We start from the raw sequence: 16,915 nt of genomic DNA, 5'->3' as shown, positions 1-16,915 counted from the left end.
ACGAAGCCGGATGAAAAAGGGTTGCCTGGCCGTCTGATTACTGCCTGCGGTCCACCACATAATTGACCATCAATTCCAGGGCCTCCCGGTAGGATGATTGCGGAAACGGTTTGAGCATTTCCAGGGCTTCCTGTTTGAATTCCTGCATCCGCCCTTCGGCGTATTCCAGGCCGCCGGAAGATTTTACAAAATCGATCACTTCGCGCACCCGCTTCTTATCGGTGTTGTGGTTCTTTACCGAATTGATCAGCCACTTCCGGTCCCGTTCGGAGGCTGAATTCAGCGCATAGATCAGGGGAAGCGTCATCTTCTGTTCCTTGATGTCAATCCCGGTAGGCTTCCCGATCCGGTTTTCGCCGTAATCGAACAGATCGTCCTTGATCTGGAAGGCCATACCGCAGCGTTCCCCGAATTTCCGGAACATTTCCACATATTCCGAATCGGGACGGACCGAGGCGGCCCCCAGGCTGCAGCACGCCGCGATCAGGGTAGCAGTTTTCTGCCGGATGATCTCGTAATACACTTCTTCGGTAATATCCAGCCGGCGCGCCTTCTCGAGCTGGAGGAGTTCGCCTTCGCTGATTTCCCGCATGGCCGCCGAAATAATCCGCAACAGGTCAAAATCTCCGTTGTCCACGGATAACAACATCCCCCGGGCGAGCAGGAAGTCCCCCACCAGGACGGCAATCTTGTTCTTCCAAAGGGCATTAATGGAGAAGAAGCCGCGTCGCTTGAAGCTCTCATCCACCACGTCGTCGTGGACCAGGCTGGCCGTATGGATCAACTCAATGACCGAGGCGCCGCGGTAGGTCCGTTCGTTTACCTGGCCTTCGTTGAGCAGTTTGGCTGTCAGGAAAACGAACATGGGCCGCATCTGCTTGCCCTTCCGGTTGACGATGTAATAGGTAATCCGGTTGAGCAGCGGCACCTTGGACGACATGGACTGATGGAACTTCTTTTCAAAGAGTTCCATCTCCTTATCAATGGGCTCACGGATGCGGGCGCTGGTCTTCAATCGGGTCGTTTTGGAAGGTCATGTCTAAGCAGGTATAAATGTAGGCAAAAAGGCGGGAAGCCCGGCAGGAAACCGCCCAAGCGACCTGCATTGTGGATGGACGTCGCCGGATTCCCTTCCTGGGCCAGCCATCCAGGGCCCTGGTCGTCCGCCCGTTGTAACAAAACGCAGCATCCTGCGACCAATTAGGCATGAAAAAGCTACAGATTATCAACGCGCTCCTATGGGCCGCATCGATCCTGGTAACCTCGTATTTCTTCCGGGAAGGGACGGGGTATGAGTATGTCCTGGGGGTACAGGTAATTGCGGCAACCCTGATGCTCGGGTTGATCCAGAACCAGAGCAGGAAGCGCGCGAGAACCCGTTAGGAACTGGTTACGGGTCGTGCCGGCCAGACAATGACAGGAGCAGTTGTCTTTTGGGGAGTTACCCCTTGTTGGCGAGCTGCCCGCAGGCGGCGTCGATGTCCTTGCCCCGGGAACGCCGTACAGTAACCGTGATCCCGGCTCCCTCCAGGGCACTGATGTATGCCTGCAGGGCGGGTTCGGATGCCTGCCGGAAGGCATCGTCCCCTATAGGATTGTACTCAATCAGGTTGACCTTACAGGGGGCGGCCCGGCAGAATGCCAATAGTGCAGCCACGTCCTCCGGCCCGTCGTTAATCCCCTCCCAGACCACGTATTCGTAGGTCACCCGGTTCCCGGTCTTTTCGTACCAGTATACGATGGCGTCCCGCAGGTCGTCAAGCGGAAAGGTCTCGTTGAACGGCATAATCGTTGAGCGGGTGCTGTCGATGGCGGAATGCAGGGATACGGCCAGATTGAAACGCGGGCCCTCTTCGGCCATCCGGCGGATCATCTTGGGGACCCCTGAGGTGGAAACGGTAATGCGCCGGGGGGACATGCCCAGGCCCTCTTCCGAGGTGATTTTATCAATCGCCTTCATCATGTTCGGGTAGTTCATGAGCGGCTCCCCCATCCCCATAAAGACGATATTGCTCAGGGGGCGACCGAAATAGAGCCGGCTCTGCCGGTCGATTACCACCACCTGGTCGTAAATCTCGTCCGGGTTCAGGTTCCGCATCCGCTTCAGGCGGGCCGTGGCGCAGAATTTGCAGTCCAGGCTGCACCCCACCTGGCTGGATACACAGGCCGTGGTGCGGTTTTCGGTGGGGATCAGCACGGATTCCACCACGAGTCCGTCGTGCAGGCGCACGGCGTTCTTCACCGTGCCGTCCGCGCTGCGCTGCATCCGGTCTACTTCAATATGGTTGATGGTGAATTCGGCTGCCAGCTGCTCCCGGAGATCCAGGGAGAGGTTCGTCATCGCATCAAAGTCATGCGCCCCTTTTTTCCACAGCCATTCATATACCTGGTTGCCACGGAAGGCCTCCATCCCGCGGGATTCGAAGAAGTCCCGCAGCTGCTCCCGGCTCAGGGCACGGATATCTTTCTTGGCCTCGGACTTCATATGGGCAGGGGTTCAGGCCGCTTCCGGCCGGTTTTAAATTAAAGGATCAGCATAGCATCCCCGTAGGAATAGAACCGGTACTGTTCCAAAATGGCTTCCTTGTACGCCCGCTTCATCAGGTCATGGCCCATAAAGGCCGAAACCATCATCAGCAAAGTGGACTTGGGCAGGTGGAAATTGGTCACCATGCAATTGGCGATGCTGAACTCATACGGAGGGAAGATGAACTTGTTGGTCCAGCCTTCGTGGGTGTTCAGCATGTGCTCGGACGAAACGGCACTTTCCAGGCCTCGCATCACCGTGGTTCCCACGGCACATACCTTGCGTTTGTTTTTCTTGGCGGTATTGACGATCTCGGTGGCCCGCTCGTCGATGACCAGTTCTTCACTGTCCATCTTGTGTTTTGACAGGTCTTCCACCTCAACCGGGCTGAAAGTCCCCAAGCCAACGTGCAGGGTGAGCTCGGCAAAGTTGATGCCCTTGATCTCCAGCCGCTTGAGCAGGTGCTTGGAGAAGTGCAGGCCGGCTGTCGGGGCGGCTACGGCACCCTCGTACTTGGCGTAGATGGTCTGGTAGCGGCTTTCGTCTTCCGGTTCCGGGTCGCGCTTGATGTATTTCGGGAGCGGTGTCTGCCCGAGCTCCCGCATCTTGCGGCGGAAATCCGTATAGGAGCCGTCGTAGAGGAATCGCAGGGTCCGTCCCCGTGAAGTGGTATTGTCGATTACCTCTGCCACCAGGGCCTCGTCTTCCCCGAAATAGAGCTTGTTGCCAATCCGTATTTTCCGTGCCGGGTCTACCAGCACATCCCAGAGGCGCTGTTCTTCGTTCAGCTCGCGGAGCAGGAAAACCTCGATGCGCGCCCCGGTTTTTTCTTTGTTCCCGTACAGGCGGGCAGGGAATACCTTCGTGTTGTTGAGCACTACCACATCGTCTTCCTCAAAGTAGTCGATCAGGTCCTTGAACAATTTGTGCTCGATCTTACCCGTTTCCCGGTGGACGACCATCAATTTGGATTCATCCCGGTTCTCTGTCGGGTACTCGGCCAATAGTTCTTTGGGAAGCTCAAAATTAAAATGTGATAGTTTCATAGTCTGGCGTTCGTGTTTTTTGCGGCTGCAAATATACGACCCTCAAACAGGGGATGTCAAGTAATAGAGAGACTTAAATTGGAAAATGCTGGGAAGTTGCAGGCGGAAGCCCACCCGATTTCCGGCAGAAGCGCCAATTGCTTATCTTTAAACGCCCTGAAAGAGGGGGCAAAGCCTGGTATATGAAATACAATTATTGCCTATCCATCATCCTCTGCCTGGCAGCCTTCGGTTCCTGCGGGACCCCCAAAGCCACCGGCGATTCCGGGTTTCCCTATGCCACAACCTGGGAACTCGATTTTATTTCGGGTACCCGAATCGCTTTTGAGGGCTTGTTCCCGGATCGGAAACCCGTCCTGACCTTTGATGCCGGCGAGGGCACCGCCTCGGGCAACAGCGGGTGCAACGGTTACACGGCTCCGGTTGAGATTTCCGGCAACCGGATTGAATTCGGGCAACCCGGCCCCTCCACCATGATGTACTGCGGACCCGGAGAGAACCAATTCCGGGAAATGCTTCAGAAGGTAAACCGCTGGGAGGTAAATTCGAACGGCAAACTCACGCTGCTCCTCGGGGACATCCCGATGCTGCGGTTTAAAAAGGCTTCTCCGTGAATGGGATAAAATCCATAACGACAAATAAAGTTTGCTGCCCGGTTGCCATCGGCCTCTCTTTGTTGCTGGCCCTTGTCGGTTGCACGGAGTCTCCCACCGGGGAGGCAAAGCCCGTGGTGAACTGGCAGGAGCGGGCTACGCGTATCCCTGAAGATTCCCTGCAGGCAGGGGCTACGTATCTGTCGGTCTATTCACAGATCTACAGTCAGTCAGAGCACCGGACCTTCAACCTGACGGTCACCGTCAGCCTGAGAAACACGAATACGGCCGATACGGTCTATATCCAATCCGTGGATTACTACGACACCAGCGGGGAGGCTATCCGGAAGTACATCCGGCAGCCCGTATTTATCGCGCCCATGGAAACGGTGGAAATCGTTATCGCCGAAGACGACCTGCAAGGGGGTACGGGTGGCAATTTCTACTTTGACTGGCTCACCCCGGCAGGATCCCAACCGCCGTATTTCGAAGCGGTTATGATCAGTACCTACGGGTCTCAGGGGCTGTCCTTCAGCACCCAGGGACATCCGGTTGGCACCCCCCGGAAGCATCCGTAGAACCGGGTTGCCGTATAGGTTTTACACCTCAAGGTGGCTGAACCCCAGCGCCTCCAGGTCCTCCCAGAAGTCCGGGTAGGATTTGGAGACTACACCCGCATCCTCAATTACCAGGTCCGTTTTCAGCCCCAGGGGGGCGAAGGCCATAGCCATCCGGTGGTCATTGTAGGTGCGGATGCGCTGCATGGCCACAATTCTCCGGCTGGGTTCCAGGTGCAGGGATTTGTCTGTTACACGGATCTCCGCCCCGAGTTTCTTCAATTCGTTTTCCAGGGCTACCAGCCGGTCCGTTTCCTTGATCTTCAGCGTGTGCAACCCGGTGAGCTCGCATCCGATCCCCAGCCCGAAACAACAGGCTGCCAGGGTTTGGGCCAGGTCGGGGGAACGGATCAGGTCGCAGCGGAAAAAATCGGATTCCGGGTCCCCGCTGCGGGTAATTTCCAGCCGGTCGTCCTCAAAATGGGATTCTACCCCCAATTGCCCGAATATTTCGGGCAGCACGCTGTCTCCCTGCAGGGAGTCTCCCCGGAAGGATCGCAGGCCAATCTGGCTACCCGTGGGGGACAGGGCCACCAGGCTGTAGAAATAAGAGGCCGAACTCCAGTCGGATTCCACCGTGCAGATGCTTTCCGGCAGGGAGGCGGCGTGTTCCACCCGGATGGTTTGGTCCCTGAATTCGGTCTTCACGCCAAGGCGGTCCAGCAGTCCGAGGGTCATCCGGATATAAGGAACCGAGGTGATGGTCCCCTCCAGATGGAGGGTCAGCCCATTCGGAAGGCTCGGGGCAATCAGCAGCAGGGCCGAGATATACTGGCTGCTCACATGGGCAGGCAGGGTAACCTCAGACTTCTCCAGGCGTTTTCCCCGGATTCGCAGGGGCGGGCAGCCCGGGTTTTCCAGGTAGTCGATCTCCGCCCCCAGGTCCCTGAGCGCTTCCACCAGGATTTCTATCGGGCGTTCCTTCATCCGTTGCGATCCGGTAAGGGTCACCTCCCGGCCTTCCCTGCTGGCAAAATAGGCCGTCAAAAATCGCATGGCGGTACCCGCGTGGTGGATGTCCACCATATCCGCCCCGGATGCCAGGCCGTTTTGCATAACGCGGGCATCGTCGGAATTTGAAAGATTCCGGATCTCGATACCCGGATAGAGGGCGCGCAACAAGAGCAGCCTGTTCGACTCGCTCTTGGAGCCCGTAATGGTGATATCCTGCTGGAGGCGTTGCTGGCGGGGGCCGCTGATTTGTAGATCCAAGTCGGGCGAATTTAATGAACGACCAAAGATAGTTATTTCAACTTTTCATTCCCCCGGTGCCGGTCGTGATCGCGCCGGGCCTTCAGGTGGAGTTTTCGGTTGAATGCGGCTTCCAGGTCAATCCCGGTCTGGTTGGCCAGGCAGAGGACGACAAAGACCACATCGGCCAGTTCCTCCCCGAGGTCTTTCCCCCGGTCCGATTCCTTCTCGCTTTGTTCGCCGTAGCGGCGCGCGATGATGCGGGCCACTTCGCCCACCTCCTCGGTGAGCTGCGCCATATTGGTGAGTTCATCAAAATAGCGGACCCCGTGGGCCTGTATCCAATTATCTACCGCCTGCTGTGCTCCCCTGAGTTCCATCGGAAATTGTTTTTGTCAAAACTACTTGTTCTGAATCTTTTTTACACAATAAAATGGGGCATTATTCCCGCCTCCGGCTGTCGATGGTGATGGTTACCGGCCCGTCGTTGACCAGGTGCACCTGCATGTCCGCCCCGAATTCCCCGGTTCCAACCGGGCGTCCGGTTAATTCTGCCAGGCTGGCGACGAAGGCTTCGTACATCGGCACCGCCTCCTCGGGCCGGGCTGCCCGGATATAGGAAGGCCGGTTGCCTTTTTTGGTGGCGGCCAACAGGGTAAACTGGCTAACCACAATGGCCTGCCCGGAGCTATCGATCAGCGACCGGTTCATCTGCCCGTCCGCATCCGGGAAAATCCGCAGGTTGGCAATTTTCCGGCAAAGCCATTCCCGGTCCCCGGCGGTATCCCCGGTTTCCACCCCGAGCAGTATCAGCAAACCCGGGCCGATTTCGGAAACCGCTGCTCCCGCCACTTCCACGCGGGCCTCCCGGACCCTTTGCACCACAGCCCTCATGCTTCCTGAAAAGGATCCTGGCGGTAGGTGTCTTCCTCCCCGGTTACCATTTGCACATAGGACCGGTAGCGACTCTGCGGTATCCGACCCTCCCCGACGGCGTCTTTTATGGCGCAACTGGGCTCATCTAGATGGAGGCAGTTGTTGAATTTACACTGAGCCTTCAATTCAAAAAATTCCGGGAAATAATCCCCGATTTCCCCGGGTTCCATGTCTACCAGGCCAAACCCCTTGATCCCCGGGGTGTCGATAATTTGCGCCCCGAACGACAGGTCGTACATCTCGGCAAACGTAGTGGTATGCTGCCCCTGCCGGTGCTGTTCCGAGATCTCCGAAGTCCGGAGTTCCAGACCGGGCTCAATCGTATTGACCAGCGTGGATTTCCCCACCCCGGAATGCCCGGCAAAAAGCGAAGTTTTGCCCTCCATGAGTTGCCGCACCTCTTCCACGCGCTCCCCGGTCCGGGCCGAAATCCGCAGGCAGGTGTAGCCGATATCCGAATAGAGACGGTACATCCGGTCTACCTCCGCCTCCATGGCATCCCCGGTGACATCGATCTTGTTGAACAGCAACACGCAGGGGATGGCGTAGGCCTCGGCCGTGGCGAGGAACCGGTCGATAAAAGCCGGGTACGTCCGCGGGTTTTCCAGGGTCACCAACAGGAAAACCTGGTCGATATTGGCTGCGATGATATGGGTTTGTTTGGAGAGGTTGACGGATTTCCGGACGATGTAGTTCTTCCGAGGTTCAATTTCCTCAATGTTCCCAACGGTTTCGTCCCCGATGGTTTCCAGACTGAAGCGCACCCTGTCGCCCACCGCCACCGGGTTGGTGCTCTTGATCCCCTGCAGGCGAAACTTCCCCTTGATCCGACAATTCTGGAATACCCCGTTTTCGTCCTTCACGGTATACCAGCTTCCTGTCGATTTATATACGGTTCCCTGCATTTCTTTTTTTGGCGCCGTCGCAAATTAAGAATTATCGCGTAACATTGTACCGACTTCCCCCGTCATTCATTCATAACATTTTAAACCCATTCGCATGAAAAAATTGATTTTTCTGACATTTTGCGTGCTCCTCGGCCTCCCGGGGCTCAATGCGCAGACGTACAAAGTGGTTACCAGCGTGGAATCAATCGTCCCGAACGGACTCGGCCGTTCCCGGATCATCAACGCCATGGAGGACAAAGACTACAAGGAATTCACCAGCGTACAGACCGAAGACGACAACACGCGGAACAAATCGGACCGCTCGGAAATACGCGTCAAGAATTTTGAAGAGACCAAGTTGCTCAACTTTTACAACCTCGGCGGGATCCGCTTCCAGAACATTGCGGCCAACGACGCGCTTATCACCTCCATGATCAACGACATGACTGCCAACGGATGGGAACTAGTCTTTGTGTCCAGTGCCGTGGAGAGCGAAGGTGGCAAAGGGGATGGCCAGGGAATCTTTATCACCCGGTATATATTCAGAAAATAGCCGGGCAGTTTAAGCCGAAAAACCCCGGGAGCCAGGTGCTTCCGGGGTTTTTCATTTGTCTTGTGAGATGACGCCGCAGACTTAGTCCTTCAGGTAGATGCGGCCGCCAAAAATCCGGTCTTTCTGCACGCGTTTCGGGTTCCCGTAAACATAGACATCCCCGCCAGCGCGGATCTGTATATCCACTTCCTCCCGGGCAAATAGTTCGGCTTCCCCCCCGGCAGATACCCGGATACTGCTCGTTTCCGTTTCCAGGTCCCGGCCCTCGAAGATTCCCCCGGTATTCAGTGTAATCACCTGGTTGGTTGCCAGGCCGGAGGCATAGACCATCCCCCCGGTCACCGCCCGGATTTCCGCATCCCGGACCTTCATCCCGACCTCGATCCGGGCCCCTTCCTGGGCACGGAGTTCAATGCGGTCCTGCTCAATCATTTCGTTGCAGGTAATCCGGGCCCCTTCATTGGCATCCACCACCAGGATATCCGTGTAATATACCTCGATCAACGTGTCCTCCCCCCGGAATTTCTTGTCGAATTCCATCCGCAGTTTCAGCACCCCGTCCCGGTTGACAAACTCGATATCGCCGGCCCGGTCGCCCTTGATGACGATCCGGTTCTCATCGGATCGGATCATATTGACCTCGATCAGGTCAAAGACTTTGATTTCGTGAAAATTGCCGACCTCCCGGTCGATCATCTGCTGGGCACTTGCCGTGCCAAGGCCGAGGACCAGCATGGCAATCAGAAATGTTCTCATTGAAGTTATGTTTTTTCGTTGCTATATCTATAAAGACGGGGGCAAGACCCGGTTGTTACACCTGGCTGCCCCCGAAATTTTAAACCCGCAACGCATCCGGCTGCCGGCAGTGCGGAATCAGTTGTTGATCACCTTCTCCTGGTGGTTGATGGATTCCTGGTGAATCGCCTTGAACATCCTCAGCACGAATTCCTCGCTGAGCCCTTTGGACTCCCCTTCCAGGATCATATTACCCAGGATGGCATTCCAGCGTCCGGTTTGCAGTACCGCGACGTTGCGCTGCTTCTTGAGCGCCCCGATTTCATCCGAGATGCGCATCCGTTTCCCGAGGGTCTCGATTAACTGGTTGTCGATCACGTCGATTTGGGCCCGTAAATTGCTCAGCTTGTTGTTGTATTCCGCTTCCTCATCGGTTTCCTTCCGGATCCTCAGGTCGTTCATGATTTGTACAAGTCGTGCCGGGGTTACCTGCTGGGCGGCATCGCTCCAGGCGTTGTCGGGGTCGCAATGGGTCTCAATCATCAGCCCGTCGAAGTTCAGGTCCAGGGCGGTCTGGGATACGTCAAAGATCAGGTCGCGCCGCCCGCTGATGTGCGACGGGTCGTTGATCAGCGGCAGGTCCGGGAATCGCGTCTGCAGTTCAATGGCCAGCTGCCATTCCGGGATGTTCCGGTACTTGGTTTTTTCGTAGGTGGAAAACCCCCGGTGGATCACCCCGAGTTTCCCGATGTTGGCAGAGTGCAGCCGTTCCACGGCGCCGAGCCAAAGCGACAAATCCGGGTTTACCGGGTTCTTGATCAGCACCACCTTGTCCGTACCCTCCAGGGCATCGGCAATTTCCTGGACGATAAACGGACTCACCGTAGACCGCGCCCCGATCCAGAGCAGGTCCACATCGTGTTCCAGGGCCAGGTCCACGTGGGCCCGGTTGGCCACTTCAGTAGCCGTTTTCAGCCCGGTCTCCTCCTTGACCTTCTGCAGCCATTTCAGGCCAATGGCCCCTACCCCTTCAAAATTCCCGGGGCGGGTCCGCGGTTTCCAGATGCCGGCACGGTAGTAGTTGACATCCGTGTCCTTGAGTTCGTGTGCAATTTCGAGCACCTGCTCTTCGGTTTCCGCGCTGCAGGGCCCGGCAATCACCAGGGGGTGCGGCAGATCCATATCATCGAGCCATTTGCGCAGTTGTGTTGAATTCTCCATAGTCTGTTTTCAGCTTTTATTCAGTGGTATTCCTTTTAATATTTCCCGTATGCGGTTGGTTTGCTCCATTGCCTCATAGAGGGCTTCGTACTGGTCGGAATCGAGCAGGGCCCGGAATTCCTTCAGGTTGGCGATATACTCGTCCAGGGTTTCCAGGACGTTTTTCTTATTCTGTTCAAATATCGGCGTCCACATGGCCGGGGAGCTCTTGGCCAGGCGTACGGTGCTCTCAAATCCGCTTCCCGCCATATCGAAGATATCCCGTTCGTTCTTTTCCTTTTCAATCACCGTCTTCCCCAGCATAAAGGAACTGATGTGCGACAGGTGGGACACATAGGCTATGTGCCGGTCGTGCGCCTCCGGGTTCATATAGCGAATGCGCATCCCGAGCTCCCGAAAGAGGTCCAGGGCGCGTTCCTGTATGGCAAATGCGGTCTCCTCCACCTCGCAGATGATATTCACCTTGCCGTCAAAGAGCCCCTCGACAGCGGCGGCGGGGCCGGTGAACTCCGTGCCGGCAATCGGGTGGCACGCCAGGAAATTCCGCCTTTTGGGATGGGAGGCCACCTCCCTGCAGATCGGGGCCTTGGTAGACCCCGCGTCGATCACCAGTGTCTCGTCCCCCACCCGGTCCAGGATTGAAGGGAGTTCCTCTACAATTCGGTCTACCGGGATACTCACCACCACCAGGTCGGCCGCGGCCAGGTCTGCATCCGATGCCTTCCCGCCTATCAGCCCCAGTTCCCGGGCCGCTTCCAGGTGGGCATCGCTGATGTCCATCCCGAGGACGGTTGCCTCCGGGTCGCTGCGACGGATATCCCGGGCCAGGGACCCGCCAATCAAACCGATTCCAATGATCACTGCCTTCATTTACACTTCCTTTTTGGTTACCGCCGTTTGAATCCGCCCGAGGGCTTCCCGGATTTTCTCTTCGGGCACGCACAGGGAGAAACGGATATAACCGGCCCCGCGACTCCCGAAGATTGTCCCGGGGGCTACAAAGATATTGTGGTTGTACAGGAGCCCGTCAATATATGTCTCCGCGTCCGGGCTGCCTTTCGGCAGACGGGCCCAGACAAACATCCCCACCGCTTCTTTGTCGTAGCTGCAGCCCAGCAGGTCGGCGAGTTCATGCACGGCAGCGCGGCGGCGGCTGTAGATGGCGTCGAGGCCCTTAAACCATTCCGGGTCGCTTTTCAGGGCGGCAATGGCCCCCTTCTGTATCCCGTAGAACATCCCGGAGTCCATATTGCTTTTTACCTTCAGCACCGCAGCGATCAGGCGTTTGTCTCCCAGCGCCATGCCCACGCGCCATCCTGCCATATTGAATGTCTTGCTCAGGGAGTTGAGTTCCAGGACGTGGCCGGAGGCCTCCGGGATATCCAGGATGCTGATAGGTTCCCGGGCGAGCACAAAACTATACGGATTGTCGTTGACCAGCAAGATCTGGTGCCTGTGGGCAAAGGCCACCAGTTCCGATAACTGCTCCCGGGAAGCCTTCGCCCCCGTGGGCATGTGCGGATAGCTCGCCCACATAATCTTTACCCCGCTGAGGTCCGACTGTGAAAGGGCCTCGAGGTCCGGGAACCAACCGGATTCCCCGGATAGCCGATAATGGATGGGTTCGGCTCCTACCAGGCGGGTCACTGCCGCGTAGGTGGGATATCCCGGATCCGGGATCAGCACCTTGTCCCCGGGGTTCAGGAAGGCCATGCTGATATGCATGATCCCTTCCTTGGATCCCATCAACGGGAGGATCTCCGAATCCGGGTCCAGGGAAACGCCGAACTTCCGGTTGTAAAATTCGGATATGGTCTGCCGGAGTTCCGGCAACCCCTGGTAACTTTGGTACTGGTGGGCCCCCGCTTCGCGCACCGAGGCCGTGAGGGATTCCAGGACGGCCTGGGAAGGTGCCAGATCCGGGCTGCCGATGCCCATATTGATCACCGGGCGGCCTTCGGCCATCAGGCCCCGCACCTCGCGGAGCTTGCTCGAAAAATAATATTCCTTGACCGCCGAGAGGCGGCGGGCTTCTTCAATCATATCCGTGCATTTTTGTATTCCCCCAGGACCCGGAAGTCCTCGGTCATTATCGCCAGGAGGGACTTTGCCTTTTCGAACTGCGCATAGGCCTCAAAGGTCACGTCCACAAAGAAGGAGTACTTCCAGGGGGTGTCGATCACCGGCAGCGACTGGATTTTGGTCAGGTTCAGGTTGCAGTCGCTCATCACGTTCAGGACCGTGGCCAGGCTTCCCCGTTTGTGGTCGGTAAGGAAGCGCATGGAGGCCTTGTTAATTGCATCCCGCGGCCATTCCTTGTTCACGGTTTTGACGATGATAAACCGGGTGGCGTTGTTGTTGATGGTCTGGATTTCGGAGGCCAGGATCTCCAGGCCGAATAGTTCTGCTGCCAGGGCCGGGGCGATGGCGCCGACACCTTTTAATTGTTCCCGGGCAATCTTCCGTGCGGGTTCCGCCGTATCGGCATCCTCCACAACGGTCATTTGCGGCTTCTCCTTCAGGTAGTCCCCGCATTGGAGGAGTGCCATCGGATGGCTTCGAACCACCCGGATATCCTCCAGGCGCTGCCCGGGAAGCGCCATCAGGTGGTGGTGTACGTTCAGGTAGTGTTCCCCGATGATATGCAGGCCGTTGTCACAGACCAGGTTGTAATTCGGAATGATGGATCCGGCGATGGAATTCTCGATGGCCATTACGCCTTTCTCCGCCTTTCCCTCAAGCAGGCTGTCTACCAGGCCGGTGAACGACATGCATTCCACCAGCTCGATCCCCTGCCCAAAATATTCCGAAGCCACCTTGTGGTGGTTGGAGCCTTCGATTCCCTGTATGGCAATTTTCCTGGGTTTCATATTCCGTATGCCTTCTGGCACCCCTAAAAAAAAAGTCCCGTTAAGAACGGGACCCGGTTTTATATACTTGTGCGTATGCTACAACGGTCCCGTACTCCCCTTAAAAAAGAAGTAAAAAAAGAAGCCGTTCCAGAAATACGTGGTGTTCATAACGAATTAATCGGGGCTAATGTAGCCATTAATTTTGAATGCCTGCCGGGCACCGTAAATTTTTCACAAAAAAATGCGAATCCGGGATGATGTTGCATTTTTTAAAACGAAATGCGCGTTTTAATGAGAATCCCATATTGACCAGGCAGGTGGCGGTTGTCCGATTTACACGGCCGAATGCGGCAAATACCGCATGGTAAATCGGGGGCAATCCGTATTTTTACCCAAAATAAACGCTCATGTCCATCCGCGTTACCGGTATTTCCAAGCGATTCGGGGCCCAGCTGGCCCTGGACGATGTCCATTTTTCGATTGGCAAAGGGGAAGTGGTGGGGTTTCTCGGGCCGAACGGGGCCGGGAAATCCACCTTGATGAAAATCCTGACCACCTATTACCGGGCGGATTCGGGGACGGCGGAAGTGAACGGGTTGGATGTGGCACGGCATCCGGAACAGGTGCAGCGTAGCCTCGGCTACCTGCCGGAACACAACCCGCTCTACCTGGACCTGTATGTCCGGGAATATCTCGGTTTTTGCGCATCCGTTTACCAATCGTCCCGGGATCGGGTGGCCACTGTGGTGGAGCAGACAGGTCTCGCCCCGGAGGCAGGTAAAAAAATCGGGCAGTTGTCCAAGGGGTACCGCCAGCGCGTGGGCCTCGCCGCAGCCCTGTTGCACGACCCCGATGTCCTGATCCTGGACGAGCCCACGACGGGTTTGGACCCCAACCAGCTCCTGGAAATCCGCAAACTGATCCGGGACATTTCCGGGGAAAAAACCATATTGCTCTCCACGCATATTATGAAAGAAGTGGAAGCCGTATGCGACCGGGTCCTGATTATCAACAAGGGGCGGTTGGTAGCGGATACCACGCTGCGGGAATTGCGCAAGGATGAAATGCAGGTCATCGAGGTGGAGTTCGACTACCGGGTGGAAGAGGTATTGCTCCAGCAGATCCCGCATGTAGACGGGGTGCGCAATACGGGGGGCTTTGTATATGAACTCCGTTTCAGCACGGAGAAGGATATGCGGCCTGCAGTGTTCGACTTTGCCCACGACAACCAACTCAAGACGCTGCAACTCGCCCGGAAGACCCGGAACCTCGAAGCGCTCTTTACGGAACTGACTTCCGGGGCATCAATCGCCGATTAAAGCGGCTCTATTAGTCTACCAATTGAAAATCGATGGTGGAGACTACCCGGACATTTTTGATCTGAGGGGTGTTCGCATCCCGGTTGCTGATGGTGAACAAGCCCTGGCGGGCCACCCGGATCTCCCCTACTTCTGAGTCCGAGTCCCGCGCAAACTTATCTGCCACCTCCCGGGCATTTTTAGTGGCTTCCTCTATCATTTCCGGCTTGATTTCGTTGAGGCCCGTAAAGATATACTCAATGGGCTCCCACTCATTCTTGGATGCGAAGAGAATACCTTCGGACAACAAACCGAGGGAGGCATCCAGGGATTTGAGGAGTTTGGGGATATCCGATGTCCGGACGGTCAGTTCGGATTTGGCCAGGTACCGGTACTTGTTGTACTGGGCGTTTGAATTGTAGAGGTTGGCCTGGGCATCGCTGATATTCACCACGCCCCGGGTCACCTCATCCGCATCGAACCCCTGGTCCATAAAGAACCGGTAAACCTGTTCATTCTGGGTTTCGATCTCCCGCCGGAGCGTCTGCAGGTCGTTCCCTGTCAATACAATGTTGATTGGCCAGACGGCCAGGTCGGCCGGGACTTCCCGTTCGGAAAGCCCTTTTACGGAAACATACCGGTCGAATTTCTTGCCTTTCAGGAAGGTCTCCCCGATAAAATACCCGGCAAGGGCAAGCCCCAGGGCAACTATCAGGGCCGGGATCCAATTTGTTTGTTTCATAAGTCTTCGGTTTTGGGATGTTAAGGAGTCCGTATTGCCCGGAGCCCGGATGGGGTCCAGTTGCGGGCCGCTGATAAATATACGGGCATTTCAGGGGATTCAGATTTCAGGTATCCAATTCGGGGTAGGCCACTTCTGTTGTTATTTCGGGTACATTCCCCGGGTAGGATTTGCCCCGCAACTTCCCGACTGTGTAGGCGGCGAGCTCCTCCTCCGGATAAGAACGGATCAATTCCTCAAGGGCCTGGCGGTCTGCCGCGTCCTGGCAGGGCTCCAGCCACTTATCGGCCAATTCGTCCGGCAGGATCAGCGGCATCCTGGGGCCCGCCAGCTTTGGGTTGTTGTGGATTCGGGCCATCATCGGGTTGCCCTCGGTGGTGACAATGGAAAAGGAGGTGATGACCTCCCCGGTCTCCGGATCCGCCCAGTCGCTGTAGAGGCCGGCCAGGATCAGGGGTTCCCCGTCCCTGCGGTGGATATAATGGGGATAGGTGCTGCCTTTGTGGTGGTGGTGTTCGTAAAACCCGTCAACGAAAAGCAGGCAACGATTGCCTTTGGCTGCCAGGCGAAAAGCGGGTTTCTCAAAAATCGTTTCGCCCCGGGCATTCAGCGTACGGTTCCAAATCTGTTTTTGCTGGGCGGAATCTTTTACCCAGTGCGGGATTAGCCCCCAGGTGGCAACGGACGGGTATTCCGGGGATTCGTCCGTATAGATGAGCAGGCGCGGGTGGCTGAACCCGGATGCGTGGAAAAGGGGCAGGTCGGTAAAGGGCAGTAATTTTTCCCGAATCTCCCCGGCTGCCTCCTGGTCGCCCCGCCTCAGGGCGCGTTTTAACTGGGTCTCCAGGCTGGCCCGGATATCGTAGCACATATTCTTGGTTTTCTCCGGGGGCCCTGCCCCCTCCCGATTTATAAGTTACATCATCCCAATGCAAAAGATACAAAAAAACACCCCCAAACCAGGCGTTTAATTGCCGGGCCGGGCTGGGAACACGAGGTTGAAGCCGGCTATTCCAGGATAAACTTCACCTGGACGCTCACCTCCACCCGGGTCTTCTGGAAATCCGAGTCGACGGGCTGGTAGGCGTCCGCCTCCTGCATGGCGCTCATCTGGACTCCGGCGGCTTTGCCCCTGAGCATCGGGTAGACATTGTATCCGGAATCGGAAATATAGATGGCCCTGCCCAGCCCCTGCCCCAGGGCCTCGCTCATCATCCGCCCCTGTTCCCGAGCTTTGCGGACAGCAGCCGTCTTGAGTGCCATCTGCAGGGATTCCAGTTTGGAGTATTCGGTGCGATTCAAAGAAACATTGGCGATACCGAGTTTCTCCAATTCAAAGAGGACACGGCCCGCCATTTGCGCATCGTATACGACCAGTTCAAAAGATTTGTCTTTTTCCACTTCCTGCCCGCGGAGGAAGTACCGGCGAAAATCGCTCGAAAGACTTGCCACAGCCAGTTGCTTTTGGGTATCGACACCAATGGCTTTTAGGCGGGCCGACATTTGTTGTTCGAGCTCCTCTACAGTGGTGCGGCCCCGGGTATCGGATTCCTTCAGCAGGATCCCCAGGTAGATGCGATCCGGGATGACCAGGGTGTCTGCGGAGGCGGAAGTTTCCAGATAGGGCTGGTCCAGGAAATTTTTATTCTGGCCGGTGGCCGCGGCCGTAAACAGGAGCCCGGCAAAAAGGAACAATAGCTTTCTCATTTTTTTAAAT

The 16,915-nt window shown here is 56.5% G+C and carries 20 protein-coding genes; 5 read left to right on the top strand and 15 right to left on the bottom strand.

Annotated elements, in window-relative coordinates:
* Positions 1 to 37 precede the first annotated feature (37 nt).
* Entirely contained in the window at positions 38 to 1,015 is a 978-nt protein-coding gene (locus AC3DKS_RS06870) for a polyprenyl synthetase family protein (RefSeq protein WP_272607531.1), read from the bottom strand.
* 191 nt (positions 1,016 to 1,206) lie between these two features.
* Between AC3DKS_RS06870 and AC3DKS_RS06865 the strand changes: the two genes are divergently transcribed.
* The gene (locus AC3DKS_RS06865; RefSeq protein WP_272607532.1) at positions 1,207 to 1,383 is read left to right on the top strand and encodes a hypothetical protein; all 177 of its coding nucleotides are present in this window, start codon (positions 1,207 to 1,209) and stop codon (positions 1,381 to 1,383) included.
* 58 nt (positions 1,384 to 1,441) lie between these two features.
* Here AC3DKS_RS06865 and rlmN read toward each other — a convergent pair whose 3' ends face one another.
* Both rlmN and queA read right to left on the bottom strand, forming a co-directional pair.
* Positions 1,442 to 2,485: a dual-specificity RNA methyltransferase RlmN gene (gene rlmN, locus AC3DKS_RS06860; protein ID WP_272607533.1), complete on the bottom strand. Its 1,044-nt coding sequence runs from the start codon at positions 2,483 to 2,485 to the stop codon at positions 1,442 to 1,444.
* A 38-nt stretch (positions 2,486 to 2,523) separates the two neighbouring features.
* Entirely contained in the window at positions 2,524 to 3,573 is a 1,050-nt protein-coding gene (gene queA / locus AC3DKS_RS06855) for a tRNA preQ1(34) S-adenosylmethionine ribosyltransferase-isomerase QueA (protein ID WP_015755794.1), read from the bottom strand.
* A gap of 182 nt (positions 3,574 to 3,755) precedes the next feature.
* On the opposite strand from queA, the gene AC3DKS_RS06850 reads away from it, so the two are divergent.
* The gene (locus AC3DKS_RS06850) at positions 3,756 to 4,187 is read left to right on the top strand and encodes an META domain-containing protein (protein ID WP_272607534.1); all 432 of its coding nucleotides are present in this window, start codon (positions 3,756 to 3,758) and stop codon (positions 4,185 to 4,187) included.
* Positions 4,184 to 4,744, top strand: coding sequence for a DUF3124 domain-containing protein (locus AC3DKS_RS06845; protein WP_238528082.1), 561 nt, complete (start codon positions 4,184 to 4,186; stop codon positions 4,742 to 4,744). The genes AC3DKS_RS06850 and AC3DKS_RS06845 overlap by 4 nt, the downstream gene beginning before the upstream one ends.
* A 21-nt stretch (positions 4,745 to 4,765) precedes the next feature.
* Here the strand turns inward: AC3DKS_RS06845 and AC3DKS_RS06840 are convergent, their stop codons facing one another.
* The 4 genes from AC3DKS_RS06840 to rsgA form a co-directional block, all read right to left on the bottom strand.
* Entirely contained in the window at positions 4,766 to 5,995 is a 1,230-nt protein-coding gene (locus tag AC3DKS_RS06840) for a 3-phosphoshikimate 1-carboxyvinyltransferase (RefSeq protein WP_272607535.1), read from the bottom strand.
* Between the two features lie 32 nt (positions 5,996 to 6,027).
* Entirely contained in the window at positions 6,028 to 6,354 is a 327-nt protein-coding gene (locus tag AC3DKS_RS06835) for a nucleotide pyrophosphohydrolase (RefSeq protein ID WP_272607536.1), read from the bottom strand.
* Between the two features lie 61 nt (positions 6,355 to 6,415).
* The gene (dtd, locus tag AC3DKS_RS06830; protein WP_015755799.1) at positions 6,416 to 6,868 is read right to left on the bottom strand and encodes a D-aminoacyl-tRNA deacylase; all 453 of its coding nucleotides are present in this window, start codon (positions 6,866 to 6,868) and stop codon (positions 6,416 to 6,418) included.
* Positions 6,865 to 7,815 carry a ribosome small subunit-dependent GTPase A gene (rsgA, locus tag AC3DKS_RS06825; RefSeq protein WP_272607537.1) on the bottom strand — a complete coding sequence of 317 codons (951 nt, stop codon included), beginning with the start codon at positions 7,813 to 7,815 and terminating at the stop codon, positions 6,865 to 6,867. The genes dtd and rsgA overlap by 4 nt, the downstream gene beginning before the upstream one ends.
* A 94-nt stretch (positions 7,816 to 7,909) precedes the next feature.
* Here rsgA and AC3DKS_RS06820 point away from each other — a divergent pair, with 94 nt between their 5' ends.
* Positions 7,910 to 8,350, top strand: a complete 441-nt coding sequence (locus AC3DKS_RS06820) for a hypothetical protein (protein WP_015755801.1) — start codon at positions 7,910 to 7,912, stop codon at positions 8,348 to 8,350.
* Between the two features lie 81 nt (positions 8,351 to 8,431).
* On the opposite strand, the gene AC3DKS_RS06815 is transcribed toward AC3DKS_RS06820, so the two are convergent.
* From AC3DKS_RS06815 to AC3DKS_RS06795, 5 genes are all read right to left on the bottom strand, one after another.
* Positions 8,432 to 9,106 (bottom strand): head GIN domain-containing protein, encoded by a 675-nt coding sequence (locus AC3DKS_RS06815; RefSeq protein ID WP_041327334.1) that lies wholly within the window; start codon positions 9,104 to 9,106, stop codon positions 8,432 to 8,434.
* Positions 9,107 to 9,223: 117 nt separating this feature from the next.
* The gene (locus AC3DKS_RS06810; protein ID WP_015755803.1) at positions 9,224 to 10,306 is read right to left on the bottom strand and encodes a bifunctional 3-deoxy-7-phosphoheptulonate synthase/chorismate mutase type II; all 1,083 of its coding nucleotides are present in this window, start codon (positions 10,304 to 10,306) and stop codon (positions 9,224 to 9,226) included.
* A 9-nt stretch (positions 10,307 to 10,315) separates the two neighbouring features.
* Positions 10,316 to 11,176 carry a prephenate dehydrogenase gene (locus AC3DKS_RS06805; protein WP_015755804.1) on the bottom strand — a complete coding sequence of 287 codons (861 nt, stop codon included), beginning with the start codon at positions 11,174 to 11,176 and terminating at the stop codon, positions 10,316 to 10,318.
* Positions 11,177 to 12,349: a pyridoxal phosphate-dependent aminotransferase gene (locus AC3DKS_RS06800; protein WP_015755805.1), complete on the bottom strand. Its 1,173-nt coding sequence runs from the start codon at positions 12,347 to 12,349 to the stop codon at positions 11,177 to 11,179. It abuts the gene before it with no gap.
* Positions 12,346 to 13,176, bottom strand: a complete 831-nt coding sequence (locus AC3DKS_RS06795; RefSeq protein ID WP_015755806.1) for a prephenate dehydratase — start codon at positions 13,174 to 13,176, stop codon at positions 12,346 to 12,348. The genes AC3DKS_RS06800 and AC3DKS_RS06795 overlap by 4 nt, the downstream gene beginning before the upstream one ends.
* 389 nt (positions 13,177 to 13,565) lie before the next feature.
* Between AC3DKS_RS06795 and gldA the strand changes: the two genes are divergently transcribed.
* The gene (gene gldA, locus AC3DKS_RS06790; protein ID WP_015755808.1) at positions 13,566 to 14,477 is read left to right on the top strand and encodes a gliding motility-associated ABC transporter ATP-binding subunit GldA; all 912 of its coding nucleotides are present in this window, start codon (positions 13,566 to 13,568) and stop codon (positions 14,475 to 14,477) included.
* A 10-nt stretch (positions 14,478 to 14,487) separates the two neighbouring features.
* Here the strand turns inward: gldA and AC3DKS_RS06785 are convergent, their stop codons facing one another.
* The 3 genes from AC3DKS_RS06785 to AC3DKS_RS06775 form a co-directional block, all read right to left on the bottom strand.
* Positions 14,488 to 15,198 (bottom strand): SIMPL domain-containing protein, encoded by a 711-nt coding sequence (locus AC3DKS_RS06785; protein WP_015755809.1) that lies wholly within the window; start codon positions 15,196 to 15,198, stop codon positions 14,488 to 14,490.
* 106 nt (positions 15,199 to 15,304) lie between these two features.
* Positions 15,305 to 16,069: an SOS response-associated peptidase gene (locus AC3DKS_RS06780; protein ID WP_272607538.1), complete on the bottom strand. Its 765-nt coding sequence runs from the start codon at positions 16,067 to 16,069 to the stop codon at positions 15,305 to 15,307.
* A 137-nt stretch (positions 16,070 to 16,206) separates the two neighbouring features.
* Positions 16,207 to 16,905 carry an SIMPL domain-containing protein gene (locus AC3DKS_RS06775; RefSeq protein ID WP_272607539.1) on the bottom strand — a complete coding sequence of 233 codons (699 nt, stop codon included), beginning with the start codon at positions 16,903 to 16,905 and terminating at the stop codon, positions 16,207 to 16,209.
* Between the last annotated feature and the right edge of the window lie 10 nt (positions 16,906 to 16,915).

Source organism: Robiginitalea sp., assembly GCF_982776155.1.
Note: the sequence above shows the minus strand (reverse complement) of the source record. Positions and strands in the feature narration are given on the sequence as shown.